This is a genomic window from Sunxiuqinia rutila (assembly GCF_050589705.1).
In the GTDB taxonomy this organism is placed as follows: domain Bacteria; phylum Bacteroidota; class Bacteroidia; order Bacteroidales; family Prolixibacteraceae; genus Sunxiuqinia; species Sunxiuqinia rutila.
This window is the reverse complement of sequence record NZ_JBNGOT010000009.1, coordinates 110,521-125,795: the sequence shown is the minus strand read 5'-3', so window position 1 is coordinate 125,795 and position 15,275 is coordinate 110,521. Positions and strand designations below refer to the sequence as shown.

At 45.1% G+C, this 15,275-nt stretch carries 7 protein-coding genes and 1 tRNA gene; 6 read left to right on the top strand and 2 right to left on the bottom strand.

Going from position 1 to position 15,275, the window contains the following annotated elements; translation table 11 throughout:
- Positions 1-106: 106 nt before the first annotated feature.
- Positions 107-179 (bottom strand) — tRNA-Trp (locus ACRD6K_RS13155).
- 86 nt (positions 180-265) lie between these two features.
- Complete coding sequence (locus ACRD6K_RS13150) at positions 266-3,106, bottom strand: helix-turn-helix and ligand-binding sensor domain-containing protein (protein ID WP_430973605.1); 2,841 nt, start codon at positions 3,104-3,106, stop codon at positions 266-268.
- 438 nt (positions 3,107-3,544) lie between these two features.
- On the opposite strand from ACRD6K_RS13150, the gene ACRD6K_RS13145 reads away from it, so the two are divergent.
- From ACRD6K_RS13145 to ACRD6K_RS13120, 6 genes are all read left to right on the top strand, one after another.
- Entirely contained in the window at positions 3,545-6,562 is a 3,018-nt protein-coding gene (locus ACRD6K_RS13145) for a SusC/RagA family TonB-linked outer membrane protein (protein WP_430973604.1), read from the top strand.
- Between the two features lie 21 nt (positions 6,563-6,583).
- A complete protein-coding gene (locus ACRD6K_RS13140) occupies positions 6,584-8,122 on the top strand; it encodes a RagB/SusD family nutrient uptake outer membrane protein (protein WP_430973603.1) in 1,539 nt (512 codons plus the stop codon).
- 24 nt (positions 8,123-8,146) lie between these two features.
- Entirely contained in the window at positions 8,147-9,241 is a 1,095-nt protein-coding gene (locus tag ACRD6K_RS13135) for a LamG domain-containing protein (protein WP_430973602.1), read from the top strand.
- Between the two features lie 232 nt (positions 9,242-9,473).
- Entirely contained in the window at positions 9,474-10,805 is a 1,332-nt protein-coding gene (locus ACRD6K_RS13130) for a glucoamylase family protein (protein ID WP_430973601.1), read from the top strand.
- A gap of 178 nt (positions 10,806-10,983) precedes the next feature.
- Positions 10,984-13,395, top strand: coding sequence for a glucoamylase family protein (locus ACRD6K_RS13125; RefSeq protein ID WP_430973600.1), 2,412 nt, complete (start codon positions 10,984-10,986; stop codon positions 13,393-13,395).
- Positions 13,396-13,442: 47 nt separating this feature from the next.
- Positions 13,443-15,260 carry a family 43 glycosylhydrolase gene (locus ACRD6K_RS13120; RefSeq protein WP_430973599.1) on the top strand — a complete coding sequence of 606 codons (1,818 nt, stop codon included), beginning with the start codon at positions 13,443-13,445 and terminating at the stop codon, positions 15,258-15,260.
- Positions 15,261-15,275 lie beyond the last annotated feature (15 nt).

The window sequence follows — 15,275 nt, the reverse complement described above, 5'->3', positions numbered from 1 at the left end:
AGTTGATTCTGATAAATATAAAAAATACAAGCGAAAGGGAGGGGAATAATGTGGCAAAAAATGGACGAAAATAAAAAAAGAGCTGCTCCGAAGAACAGCTCTTTTGCACGGGAGGAGCGACTCGAACGCCCGACACCTGGTTTTGGAGACCAGTGCTCTACCAACTGAGCTACACCCGTATTTGAATGCGAGTGCAAATATAGTAAATCTTGAAAAACTACCTAACAAATATGGCTATTTCGTGAAAAAATAGTTCTTTTTTTTTCTAAAGCTCTAAAATCAGATCCGTCAATTTTTCATCATGGTCAAGGTTCATTTTCTTACGCAGACGATAACGGTGATTCTCTACTCCACGAACAGAGATCCCCAACAGGGGAGCGATTTCTTTGGACGACAGGTTCATACGAAGAAAGGCGCATAAACGCAGGTCTTTGGCAGTCAGTTCCGGGTACCGCAATTTGATCTTGGTAAGGAACTGCTCGTGGGCCCGCTCAAAGTTGGTTTCAAATAATTGCCAGTCATCATCACTTGACATGTTTTCATCAATTTTTCGGTTCAAATGATTGTAATACTTGTCCGGAAAGCGCGATCCCAGCTGTTCTTTTTGCTTCGATACAAGTTCTTTTATCTCTAAAAGAAACTCATTCTTTTTGATGATGGACATGGTGGAGTTGGCCAACTCCTTGCTTTTATGCTGAATCTCGTCCCGGAGCTTCTCATTACGCAAGCGAATCAGCTCTTTTTCCTTTTTATCGTGTTCCAGCCGTTCTTTTTTGCGTGTTTGCTGAATTCCCCAGGTGCGGAAGCCCAGTAAGCCCGCAACAAAAAGAAGCAGGTAGATTGCCCGGGCGTAATTGGTGAGGTACCAGGGCGGCGCCACTTTAAACGATAGCGAGTCGACCTGGCTTTCATTGCCCCATTGATCAATGGCCTTAACCAGCAAGGTGTAGTTGCCGGCGGGCAAGCGGTCGAAAACAAAACGCGGTTCGGTTGATTTTTCAGACCAGTCCTGATCCAGTCCTTTTAAGTACGACTGGAAATAAATCGGATTATGCGTGTAGTACGGAAAAGAATACCGCAAATGCAGGTTATGGTATTTGTATTTTATATGAACATCCTGTCCGGAAATGGCCTCTCGGACGGTTTCGCCACGGCTGGAGGTCAGTTCCAACTCGCGGAGCTTGGGCTGAAAGCTTTCAATAACAGAACTCGTGTCGCTTATTGCAGCATCAATTCGTGCAATTCCGTTTTCAAGACATACAATGGCTTTGGTTTCTGTTAAGGGCAAAATATTTTCATAATCCTCAATGAGCTCATTGCCCGCAAACAGCGATCGAGGATAGGTTTTTATCTGCTCAATGGTGTTGTTGAAAATTTTGAACAAGCCAATTTGCTCTCCCGTAATAAACCAATAATGATGGTCGGGCCCAGCAATAATTCGCTTAGAGGCTATAAAAGGCCCCAGCTGCTCATTGAATAAATCATAGGGGAGGATGGAGTCCGTTAAATCATTATAGGTGTACAAGAGTTCTTCGGTGGTGAAAACAATTCGGTTTTCAACCTTAAAAACATGCACCGAATGGTCTTTTTTAAACACCGACTCTTTGCCATAGTAGATGCGGTTAAGCACACTGTCGCGTTTGTTGTTCAACTGAAGCCGGTAGATGCCTCGTCGCATGTGGCTGGCCCAAATGTCGCCCAGGTGATCAATTTCAATGTAGCGAATCAGGTCAAAAAATCCTTTTATTACACCATCCTGCCGGTAGGTGTTTTCTTCCTGCTTTATGCGAATGATGTTTGAATACGTGGATTCCAGCAGGTAGTCGGCTTTCATTGGGTCCTCACGAATGGAAAAACCACCCGACTGTCTCGAAATAAATTGGTGTTTTCCGTCTTTGATCAACAGGGTGCCATCGTTGTGCCCGACAAAAAGGTGGTCGTTGTAAATCTGAAGTTCCCATACCTGATTCTGCGTGGAAGGAACGAGTTGGAAGTCGCCCTGGTTGTCATTGAGTGCTCGCCTGAACAAGCCTTGATTGGTTCCCAGGTACAATTGGTTTTCATAAACAGCCGCATCATAAACAGCGCCAATTTCCGGGAGTGTTTCAATTTCAAACCCCAGGTTTCGATCATTGGAGATAAAATCGATGCCGTTATCCAGGGCCAGCCAGATATTGTTGAACTGATCGGTTGTAATTCCAAGTACCGTGTTGTTTTGGAGCCCCTGATCGGTATTGCATCGGGAGACCAGCGAGCCGTCTTTTTCAAAAATGAGAATGCCATCAATCAGCGTTCCGATAATTAAACGTCCTTGTTGATCAAAGAATCCGCGGTTTACTTCATTTTTCTTGAAATAGTCGGTCCATGTAGGATTCCACTCACGTATGGATTGACCATCGCTAATGAAAATGCCATTGGAATTGGTTCCAAATATGATTTGATTGTTTCCGAAAGGAAGGATGAACCGAATCGTGAGACCATTAAAGAAGGACGATTGGATATAAGGCTGTGTCTGCCCGTCTTTTTTTATTTTGAAAATCCCTTGGTCGCTTACTGCCAATAGAATATCATTATTTACCCGGTGCATGGTATTCGAGAATCCGGGGAGTTTGATCGGTTTGATCTCCTTGTTGCGGTAAATCAAAACACTGTTGAATGAATGGAAATAGACGGCGTCATCCAAAATGGCGATGTTCCAAAATTCTTCGTTGTCGGAGAAATACGGAGCGGCAAGTTCATTCAGGGAATGGTATTGCAGAAATCCGTTTTCATCAGCCAGCCAATAGCCCAGCTCACGGTAGCCACTGGTGTAGATCAGGGAATCGGACAGGGCTAGAACCGAGCGCAGGTTGGTTTCATTCGGAAGCCGGTAGAGTTTCCAGTCTACACCATCAAACTCCAGCAGACCGCCATGGTTGGCAAAGTATAGAAAACCGTTGGGGCTGCGGTCAACTGCCCAGTTTTGCTTGGAAGCGTGGTAATTGTTCTTTGAAAAGTTCTTAATGTTGAAAACGGGTGTTTTTGCTTGTAGCTTTGCACCGGGCAGAACAAGCTGTAGCAAAAACAATAGCGCATAAATTAAATGAGTTGCTTTATTTCGATTCATCCTCTTTTTCGTTAAATATTAACCACAAGCCGCAAAGTCAAAAAAAAGTAAACTGCCGATTGATTGCGATCATCCCCTAAAAGGGGGGAATTCCACCAATGCCAGGATGTCAAAAATAGCAATTCTAGGGGTTATGTCTACAGTTAGTTGGTTCATGGAGCAATTGATTGCGGCTTTTGAAAGCTGATATTTGTTACTTTTTGTGAAAAACATGTTTTATATCATATTCGTTTAAAGTTTAAAAAAGTGAGAAATGATGAGGTAATTCATGTTTGATAAACAGCTGGTTGCAGGATTTATTGTATTAAGGTGTGAGGTGCTGATGAGGCGTGATACTCACTTCGCCATGTTAAGAGAATTAGAAGTGTATGTGAATTTTTCTTAAAATATTGTGGGGAGTGTAGATTAGCTGCACAAACTGAATCAAAAAGGTGTACGATGAAAAAACTAATGTTTCTATTTTGCTTTATTTTTTCGGTTACCTCGGTTTTTTCGCAACAAAATGCGATAACGGGAAATGTAACTGAAGCTTCAACTGGAGAGCCTATTCCAGGGGTTAGTGTTATTATTAAAGGCACAACGTCCGGAACAATCACTGATTTTGACGGAAATTATACCATTAAAGCAGCCAATACAGATGTGCTTGTATTTAGCTTTGTTGGTTTAAGTGCTAAGGAAGTTGCGGTAAGTAACCGGACTGTTATTAATGTACAACTGGAAGAGTCGACTGAATTGGTGGATGAAGTCGTTGTGGTTGGCTATGGCCAGCTGAAAGTGAAGGACCTTACTTCTTCTATTTCTACAGTAAACTCTGATGAGCTCCAGAAGACTCCGGCCGGGCAGGCCATGCAGGCTTTGCAGGGCAAGGTGGCTGGAATGCAGGTGGTGAGCAGTGGTGCTCCCGGCGATTCACCGACCATTCGTGTACGTGGAATCGGGTCTTATCCTGGAAGTAATAATGAAGCGCCGCTTTATGTGGTTGATGGAATGTTCTTTGACAATATCGACTTCCTGAATACGTCGGATATTGCTTCAATCTCTGTTTTGAAAGATGCCTCGGCCGCTGCTATTTATGGTGTGCGTGCAGCCAATGGGGTTGTTTTGATTGAAACCAAATCGGGAAAAACCAATCAAAAATCAGAGATTACCTACGATGGCTACTACGGAATGCAGGTGGCTCAAAATGTGCTGAAGATGGCCAATGCAGAGCAATTTACAACGATGGCTATGGAGTCTGGCTCTCAAACTGCTATTGATAATATTTACAAAGCCATGCAGCGTTACGGTCGAAGCCGGATTAATCCTAACGTGCCAGACGTAAATACCGATTGGTACGATGAGATTATGCGTGTTGCTCCGATCCAAAACCATAGTTTGAGTGTAGCCGGTGGAAGCGACAAGGCAACTTACTCATTAGGAACCAGCTATTTTGGGCAAGAAGGTATTCTGGATATGAAAAACGAGTATGAGCGTTTTAACCTTCGTTCAAAAGTTGATTTCAAAGCAACTGATTGGTTTACCATTGGTGGTAACATGATTTTCAGTAATGCAACCAAATACAGCCAGGAGTCAAGTGCGTGGAGTATGGCTTACTGGGCCGTACCAATTATGCCGGTGTATGATGAATTGAACACCGATGCCTGGCCAACAAAATACGCGAGTGCAGAACACATTGGGTATCGCGGAGGACAGAACCCTTTTGCCGCCATTGACTACAATAATCGTCGGATGAAGATTCGTAAAGTCCTGGCTAATTTCTATGCCAAGGTAGATGTGATTCCCGAAAAACTGTCGTTTAAAACAAGCTACAACCACAACTTTACGTCTCTGAATAACCGGGATGTGGCTTTACCTTATTTCATTAGTACCAACTTTAAGCGGGTTGATGCCACGCTGACTAAGCGAAGCGAAACCTATTCAAACCAGATTTGGGACAATGTTTTGACTTACGACGATAGCTACGGTAAACACAAATGGACCGTTATGGGTGGTACTTCATACCGCGACGAGGCTTATGACATGCTGACTGCTCAAGGCGTGAATTTTCCGGTTGATCAGGAAGAAGCCTGGTACATTAGTCAGTCTGATTTAGCGAACATTCCGACTACCGCTGTACGTGACGGTGGAAGCAGACAATACGGAATCTCTTACTTCAGCCGTATTTCTTACAACTTTAACGACCGCTACCTGGTTTACGGTACCATGCGTGCCGACGGTAGCTCAAAATACCAGGAAAAATGGGGTTACTTTCCAACGGTTGGTGCCGGATGGGTTGTGTCTGAAGAAAATTTCATGGAAGAAATTGATGTGATCGACTTCCTGAAAGTGCGTGCCAGCTGGGGACGGCTTGGAAACGATAAAATTCAGGCCAGCGATGGTGCTTCAACTACCAATGTTGTAACAACCTCTTTGGGCGATATTCTGTACAGTGGAACAACCACTGCCAGTACCTTCTCTTCTTTGAAATGGGAAGTAACGGAGGAAACTAACGTTGGATTGTCTTCTCGCCTGTTTAACAGCCGTCTGTCTGTTGAAGCAGATTATTATATCCGTGATACGGAGAACGCCGCAATTCGCGTAAAAATTCCTTCAACAGGAAGCAGTGTGTTGCGAAACGTAGGAGTTATTCGTAACTCTGGTTTTGAGTTAGCCTTGAATTGGAATGATGAAATTACTAAAGACTTGAGCTACTCCATTGGAGCCAATATTTCAACTTTGAAAAACGAGGTTCGCGACTTGTACGGACAGCCATACATTGATGGTGGTTCAGCTGAATTCCGTCAGCGTTCAATGGTGGGTGAGCCTTTAATGGCATTCTTCGGATATGAAGTAGCTGGTGTTTATCAGAATGAAGAGCAAATTCAGGCTGATCCGGTTGCAGTAGCCAACAACCTGGTTCCCGGAGATTTTATCTACCGTGACCAAAACGGTGATAACCAAATTAATGATGACGACCGCGTGGTGTTGGGTTCTTACTTTCCGAACTTCATGTATGGCGCCAACCTGGGGCTTAACTATAAAAATTTCGAATTCTCAGCCAGCCTGGTAGGGCAGTCCGGAAACAAGATTCTGAACCGCAAACGAGGTGAAGTAATCTGGACACCTGATTTGAATATGGATGCTGACCTGGCCGTTAACCGTTGGCATGGTGAAGGAACAACCAATTCATACCCTTCTTCTGCAGCATTGAGAAAAGGATGGAACCAAAAACTAAGTTCATTCTTTGTTGAAGACGGATCGTTCTGGCGCATTCAAAACATTCAGTTGGCTTACAACCTGAATGGCAAGGATTTCTTCGGAACAAAAATTCCAAATACCAAAATCACTTTCACGGCTGATCGTCCGTTAACGGTATTTAACTACAACGGATTCAACCCAGAAGTTGCTAATGGAATTGATCGTCAAACCTACCCAATCCCTGCGACTTACACGATTGGGCTGAATGTTAAATTTTAATCGATTTAAAAAGGAAGAATTATGAAATTAAGAAAATATACAATCAAGATGGTTGCTTTGGGCGCTGTATTGTTCGGAGCCTCAGCCTGTCATGATTTACTGGACGAACCGAAAGAGAATACTTCTTTCACCGAAGAAACGGACTACACTCAAACAGAGGACATGATTTTGCCTTTGATCGGTGCTTACGCTGAATTCAACTCACGAGGCTGGGAAGATTTCCCTTTGATGTCGGTTCGTGGTGACGATGTGAATGCCGGAGGATTGGGTGATCAGCAGGATTTTGCAGAAATGGACAAGTTCAACTACAACAAGGACTTTTGGATGTACAACTCAACCTGGCAAAACCTGTATGCGGATATTTTTGACACGCATTCAGCCATGGAGCAAATAGAGCTGTATAAAGAGTTTGCCAGCAATACCGCTACGGCTGATCAATACATTGCAGAAGCCAAAGTACTTCGCGGATGGTTGTTGCTTCAGTTGTCACGTGTTTGGGGTGATGTGTTTATCACAACAAGTTCTGACCCGTCTGACTTACTGGTTTTGGATGTGGCCAGCAAAGATGAAGTGATGCAGCACCTTTCAGATCAAATGGATGAAGCGCTTCCTTATTTGCCAGCCCTACGTCCCAATGAGCGTGTAGATATTCCTGGTGGAGTTACTAAATACACTGCCTTAGCCATTAAAGCCTTGGCTAATCAGGAATTGAAAAACTACCAGGGGGTTGCTGATGCGACTTCTCAAATTATTAGCTCCGGTAAATTTTCGTTGGAAGCTGATTTTTACAACTTGTTCAAGATTCCCGGAAAACTGAGCAGCGAAAACCTATTGGAGCTGCAAGCTTCTGATTTTGGTCAAAGCTCAGGTGACATGGTTTATTACGAGTTTGCCGCTTTAGGACCACAAGGTTGGTCACCTAAAGTAAAAGGTGCCGATGGCGGTTGGGGCTTTTATGAGCCTAGCCTGAAATGGATCAAGTTTATGTTGGACCGTGGCGAGGAAACTCGCTTGGAAACCAGTGTCCTGTTTACAGACAGAGGTATTGCTGAGATTAAAAAAGATCCCAAATACACTTCTTTGCCAGCTTGGATTTCCAATACAACGCCTTCGGGTGATGTGATTAATGACTTTTCACGGGCCATGTTCTCAAGTGGTAAGCATTACCTGCCTTCAGATCAGTTAACACCAGGACGTACGCGTTATGGGTCAAACAAAAACATGATTGTCATTCGATATGCTGAAATCCTGTTGATGCATGCCGAGGCTTTGGTGCAGGGAGCAAGCAGCTCTGCCATGACTGCTGATGCCGCGGTTAATACGGTTCGCGCACGTGCCGGATTGAGCAACCTGAGCGGTGTGACACTTGAGCAAGTGATGGATGAGAAATTTGCCGAATTAGGTATGGAGTGGGGAATTCGCTACAGCGATATGGTTCGCTTGGACAAATATGATGAGCTAAGTTATGAAGGACGTTCGTTTTCTGAAAAACTGACGTTCCTGCCTTACCCGCAAAACCAAGTGGATTTGTTGCCAAACCTGGGGGCAGCTCAAAAGTAACCAATCACTAAAAATTGAATGAAAATGAAAGCATTAAAATACATATTCACTGCAGCGGTGGCTGGTTTGTTTGCTGTTGCATGTAATGAGGGAATTGACTCGATAACGCCTGTTGCTCCCGGTGAGGATACGGAAGCCCCGGTTGTGAAGATTAATTACCCAACCGGAGATATCACCATCCCGTTTACCGATGAGCAAACGGACATCGACTTCAAATTTGAAGTAACTGATGATATTGAAGTGCAACAATTCACGGTAACGCTGAATGAGCAGGTTATCGGTGAATACAGCGATTTTAAAGATTACCGCCGGGTGTTGGAAACCCTGTCACAAACAGCCGTTGCCATTGGCGACTACTCATTGGTTGTAACAGCAACTGACCTGTCAGGCAAAACAACCACCGAAACCCTGGATTTTCTGGTGACCAATAAATACATTGCCAGGTATGCGGACGAAATCTTGTACATGCCTTTCGAAGGCGGGTTTTACATGAACCTGTTGACAGAAACGGAGGCAACAGTTGTTGGGACTCCGGCTTTTGCCGAAGGAAAAATCGGTCAGGCTTATGTGGGCGACTCGGCTGCTTACCTGACTTTACCGGGAGAGGAGTTTCATTCGAATGAATTCACTGCAGTGTTCTGGATGAAGGTGAATGCCACACCAGACCGAGCCGGTATTTTGACGATGGGGCCAGAGGATACGGCCAACGCTGGTTATCCGGACAAACAGAACAACCGTAAAAGTGGGTTCCGTTTTTTCAGAGAAGATGCTGCTGGCAAGCAACGCTTTAAACTGAATGTAGGAAATGGCGAAGCTGATCTTTGGGTTGATGGTGCCTCGGCAGCTGATGTTGACCCAACAACCGGAGAGTGGGTACACTTGGCCTTTTCCATTTCAGATACGGAATGTGCGATTTATATCAATGGCGAAGTTGCTAAACAAGTGGCGTTTACAGGAATTGACTGGACTGGATGCGATGTGCTTTCAATCATGTCGGGCGCGCCAAGGTTTAACGAATGGGGCCACAACTCTGACGAGAGTGCGATGGATGAACTTCGTTTGTTCAACAAGGCTTTAAGCCAGGCGCAGATTCAGAACATTATGGGGAACGAGAAATAAGGAGAAAGAAGAAATAGTTTAGTTAGGTTTCTTTTAAGTATGGAAGGCTGCTTGGGGTTCCGGGCGGCCTTCATCTTAAAAGTTAATTTCTACCAGAAGGTGAACCTTGTTTCTTCTCCCCATAAAATATACTGGAGAAATTAGAGGTGTTCTTTTTTCGCAAAATACGATTGGTTTTCTTTTTCAAACTCATTGAATTCAGAAAATCAGACTACCAAATAAAATACGTGCAATGAAACATTTAATATTAGGTGGCTTACTGTTGTTGATGGGAGTGTCATGCACCCATGCACCCCAGGAGGGATCCTCCTATGCTGATTTGTCAGATACGCAACTGTTGGACACCATTCAATACCAGACTTTCCAGTATTTCTGGGAGGGAGCTGAACCCAACTCCGGGATGGCTCGCGAGCGCATTCATATGGATGGCGTTTATCCGCAAAACGATCAGGATGTGATTACTTTGGGGGGCTCTGGTTTTGGAGTGATGGCAATTTTGGTTGGTGTTGAGCGTGGTTATATTACGCGCGAACAAGCCTTGGAGCGCTATCAGCGAATTGTGGATTTCCTGGGAAAAGCTGATCGTTTTCATGGGGTGTGGCCACACTGGCTCGAAGGTAAAACCGGCAAAGTGAAGCCATTCAGTAAAAAAGATGATGGTGGTGACCTGGTTGAAACTGCGTTTATGATTCAGGGACTTTTAACGGTAGCTGAATATTTTGAAGGCGGAAACGACGCCGAGATGCAGTTGGTAGCCGACATCAATCAACTGTGGGAAGAAGTTGAGTGGGATTGGTACACCAAAGGTGGCGAAGATGTGCTTTACTGGCACTGGTCGCCCAATTATGGTTGGGATATGAACATGCCAGTCAGTGGCTATAACGAATGCCTGATCATGTATGTACTGGCTGCAGCTTCTCCAACGCATGCCATTCAGCCCGAAGCTTACCATAAAGGCTGGGCACAGGACGGCGCTATTTCCAACGATACCGTTTACTATGGATTAAATACGGTTCTGAATTTCTATGGAAATGTGAATGAACCTACCGGACCAATGTTCTGGGCACATTATTCCTACTTGGGATTGAACCCCAAAGGCTTGTCTGACAAGTACGGAGACTATTGGCAACTGAACCAGAATCAGGCCATGATTCATTACAAATATGCGGTAGACAACCCGAAGGGCTTCGAAGGCTATGGCGAAAAGCAGTGGGGTTTCACCTCGAGCTATTCGGTGGATGGTTACTCAGGCCATCGTCCGGGTAACGGCGATCTGGGGGTTATTAGCCCAACGGCAGCCTTGTCTTCTTTTCCGTATACCCCCAAAGAATCCATGCAAATGCTGAGATACTTGTATGCCGAAGCTGATTCGCTTGTTGGCAAATTCGGCCCTTACGATGCATACAGCGTTACTGCTGATTGGTCGTTGCCGCGCTATCTGGCAATTGATCAGGGCCCAATCCCGGTAATGATTGAAAATTACCGGAGCGGCTTGTTGTGGAATTTATTCATGAAAAATGAAGACGTGCAACGTGGGCTGGATCGCTTAGGATTCAGCTATTAATAACAATCTGCCCCTGCGAAGGCTGGTAATGGTCTTCGCAGGTTTTTATGCCTGACAGATCGTTGGCAGGAGACGAGAATGCTGCAGCAACGATGACTATAGTGACTTTGCTCTACTTAGCTTAGCCTGAGATACTATTCCCCAATAAGTTCCAAATCGCACAGAAAATACCCTTGAAATGATAAACAATCGAACAATCCCGGTAGGGCTTTTAATGCTTTTCGGTTTGATGCTGTGCATGCCTGGCATGGCTCAGCAAGTGTATTTCTTTGCAGAAGGAACTACCAACAGCTACTATGATCAGGGACTGGTTGATTTGAGCAGTCTCGGAGAAAGTCAATTTGAATACACATTTCCGCCGGGGGCACCGCAATACAATGATAAGCTTCCTTGCTCCGAAACAGCCTTTCAGGGACAATCGGCCTTGAAATTTAATTACACTTCTTCCGAATCCGGCAACTGGATCGTTCGGATTCATCGTCCCGGGTGGGAAAATGCTGACCTCACAGCCCTGGACTCGATCGCTTGCTATATTTATTCTGAAAATGAACTTCCATCATCGGCTTTACCGCTGATTGGCCTGCGGGTTGCCAAATCAACGGGTGCTGACGATGATTCCAGACGCTATGCCTTAGGTGCATTTAATCCTTCCATTCCCGCACAAAAGTGGACACGTATTACGTTTCCGATAAAAGAAATTACAAGTGACCCGGAGAATAGCGCATTGGATTTTACCCGGGTTAAGGCCATTGTTTTTGGCCAATCTGAAAAAAACGGGCTTTCGCGCCTGTTACTGGTCGACGAAATCAGTGCGTTTAAAAGCCTGGAGCAAATTCCTCCGGTTGAAGACCTGCAGGTGGCTGGTTACGACAGCCATGTGGAGCTGAACTGGACAGCCCCTCAAACTGGGTTGACTTATAAAATTTATGCCTCGTTTGATGGCGGTGAAAACTATACATTACGTCAGGAAACAACAGAGAACAATTGCCTCGACTTTGTCCCCGAAGAAGGTAAAAATGCGACTCTGCATTACCGGGTAAGCTCGGTCTATCAGGGCGCTGAATCTTCTTCGGTGGATAAGTCGGTTGAGCTGGAGGATTATACCGATGATCAGCTGCTTGATATGACGCAGGAGTATGCTTTCCGCTATTTCTGGGAAGGGGCACATCAAGCAAGTGGAATGGCTTTGGAGCGCTCCAACGGCAATGGCCGGACGGTGGCTTCCGGAGCAACCGGCATGGGATTAATGGCCATGATTGTTGCTCACGAACGGGAGTATCGGCCAAAAGAGCAGGTAAAAGACCGGATTTTGATGATTCTCGATTTTCTGGAAAACTGTGAACGTCACCATGGCGCCTGGTCGCACTGGTACGATGGCAATACACTAAAAACTCAGGCTTTTACACCCGATGATGATGGTGGCGATCTCGTGGAAACAAGTTTTGTGGCTCAGGCGCTGATTGCCTTGAGAAACTACTTTCAGGATGGAGACACTAAATCGGTACAAATACGTGAGAAAGCGACCCAATTGTGGAAAGAAATTGAATGGAGCTGGTATCAACAAGATGGTCAGCAAGTGCTGTATTGGCACTGGTCACCACGAATTGGTTTTGAAAAGAACCTGCAGGTGAGTGGTTGGAATGAAAGTTTAGTCACCTACGTCATGGCTGCTTCGTCGCCGACCTATGGCATCAATAAAGAAGTGTACGAACAAGGTTGGGCACGGAATGGCAATATGGTCAGGCCCCGGACTTTTTACAATTACCCCATCAGCTTGGCGCCGGATTGGGGCGGTCCACTTTTCTGGATTCATTATGCCCATCTCGGATTAGATCCGAAGGGATTGAAAGATCAGTATGCTGACTATTGGACGGAGCATGTTAACACAGCGCGTATTCATCATGCGTATGCTGTGGCTAACCCAATGGGCTTTAAAAATTACAGCGAAAAGTGTTGGGGACTAACAGCCAGCGATGATCCAGACGGTTATTCGGCGCATCAACCTTACTCGAACGATAATGGAACGATAAGCCCAACGGCCGCTTTGTCCAGCATGCCCTATATCCCGGAAGAGTCTTTACGGGCCTTGAAGTATTTTTATCGCGAGCGCGGACAGGAATTGTTTGGGAAATACGGTCCGTACGATGCTTTTAATGATGAGCGGAACTGGATTCAGGAGTCCTACATTGGTATTGATCAAGGGCCAATTGTGGTGATGCTTGAAAATCACCGGACCGGGCTCTTGTGGGATTTGGTGATGCAGGATGCCGATGTGCAGGCCGGCCTGGATAAGCTTGGGTTTGACTATCAATTGGCTACCGATGTGGATGAATCACTGACAACGAAAAGCTTTCAGGTTTATCCCAATCCGGCTGCTAACCGGGTTTACCTGGTTGGTGACTTTCAATCAAATGACCACTGGTTGCTGCAGGCGTATACTATGGACGGACGAATGGTTTGGAGTGAGCAGTTGCAACTAACCGGGACCAACCTGGAACTGAATTGTGGAGCCTGGGCCGAAGGATTGTACCTGCTCCGAATTCAGAATGACAAAGCGATAAAACAAGCCAAACTATTAATCAAACGCTGAGTAGCTGGTGGGTTTGTAAGGTTTCAGATATTAAATAAAGAGATAAAATGAAGATTAAAAGAGTATTTCAACGTTTAGCTTTAGCGACTCTGCTTTTCGCGGCAATCCCGGGAATGGGAAACGCACAGTCGGTATGCAATACGTATTGTAACCCCTTGGATATTGATTATACCTATATGGTTTATAATTCCAGCAAGAATATTTCCTATCGTTCGGGTGCTGATCCGGCAGTTGTCGAGTTTCGGGGAGAGTATTACCTATTTGTCACCCGTTCGTTTGGTTATTGGCATTCAACGGACTTGGTGAATTGGGATTTCATCAAGCCAGCACAGTGGTTTTTTGAAGGGTGCAATGCGCCTACTGCTTTCAACTACAAAGATTCAGTGATTTACTTTGCCGGTGATCCTGCGGGCTACGGAAGTATTTTATATTCAGACGATCCCAAAAGTGGAAAATGGACCCCAACAGCATCGATTTCCAATAACATTCAGGATTCTGAATTATTCATCGATGATGACGGGAAAACTTATTTGTATTGGGGATCATCCAATGTGCACCCGATACGGGTGAAAGAGTTGAATAAGAACGACCGCATGTTGGAAACAGGGGTGAAAAAGGACTTGATCAACCTGAATGAAGAAAAGCATGGTTGGGAGCGGTTCGGTGAGAATAACTTCCATCCAACCTTAAAGGAAGGGTACATGGAAGGGGCTTCAATGACCAAGCACAACGGTAAATATTACTTGCAGTATGCGGCTCCGGGAACGCAGTTCAATGTGTATGGTGATGGTGTTTATGTTGGCGATTCTCCACTGGGGCCATTCACTTACATGAAAAACAACCCGATGAGTTTTAAGCCGGGAGGCTTTACTAATGGTGCCGGACATGGGATAACCGTGAAACAAACCAATGGACAGTATTGGCATTTTGGAACCATGGCGCTGGCATCGAACTCACACTGGGAACGCCGTTTGTGCATGTTCCCAACTTATTTTGATGATGAAGGCCTAATGCATTCCAATACGCATTACGGTGATTATCCACGATTTGGACCGGATCACCCAACGAAGGCCGGCCAGCATTCTGGCTGGATGTTGCTGTCCTATCGAGGAAAAACAACAGTTTCTTCTTCGCAGATGCAGATCCGAAAAAGTACATCGACCGATAACGATTTCGACATCACGAATATGCCGTTGGTGAAAAACAGTGCGGGTGAAATTACCTCAGAAGTATTGACTGATGAAAGTCCAAAATCCTTCTGGGTAGCGGATGCCAACGATGATCAGCAATGGATAAAAATCGAAATGCTTCAGCCTGGAATGGTGAATGCCATTCAATTGAATTTTCATGATCATGAGTCTGGAATTTATACACGTACCGAAGGTTTACGCCATCGCTTTACCATTGAAGTGTCGGAAAATGGCAAAGAGTGGAAGACGGTGGTAGACCGAAGCAAGAGTTACAAGGATTCGCCCAATGCTTACATCGTGCTAAACCAGCCTCAAAAAGCTCGTTTCATTCGGTATAAAAATATTGAAGTGCCGGGCAATAACCTGGCCATGTCTGAAATCCGGGTGTTTGGAACCGGCTTTGGTAAAAAGCCTGGCAAAGTGAAAGACTTTGAGGTTCAGCGCCACGAGGATCGCCGGGATGTTTCAACCAGCTGGAAAGAAGTGGCTGGAGCACAGGGCTACAATATCCGTTGGGGGATTGCTCCGGATAAATTGTACCACTCATGGCTTGTGTACGAAGATACCGAGTTGCTGATGCGCTGCTTTGATAAGAATACAACCTATTACATGAGCATCGAAGCGTTCAATGAAAACGGAATTTCAGAATCAACCAAAATTATTAAAATCGACTAAATAAGATTAGAGATA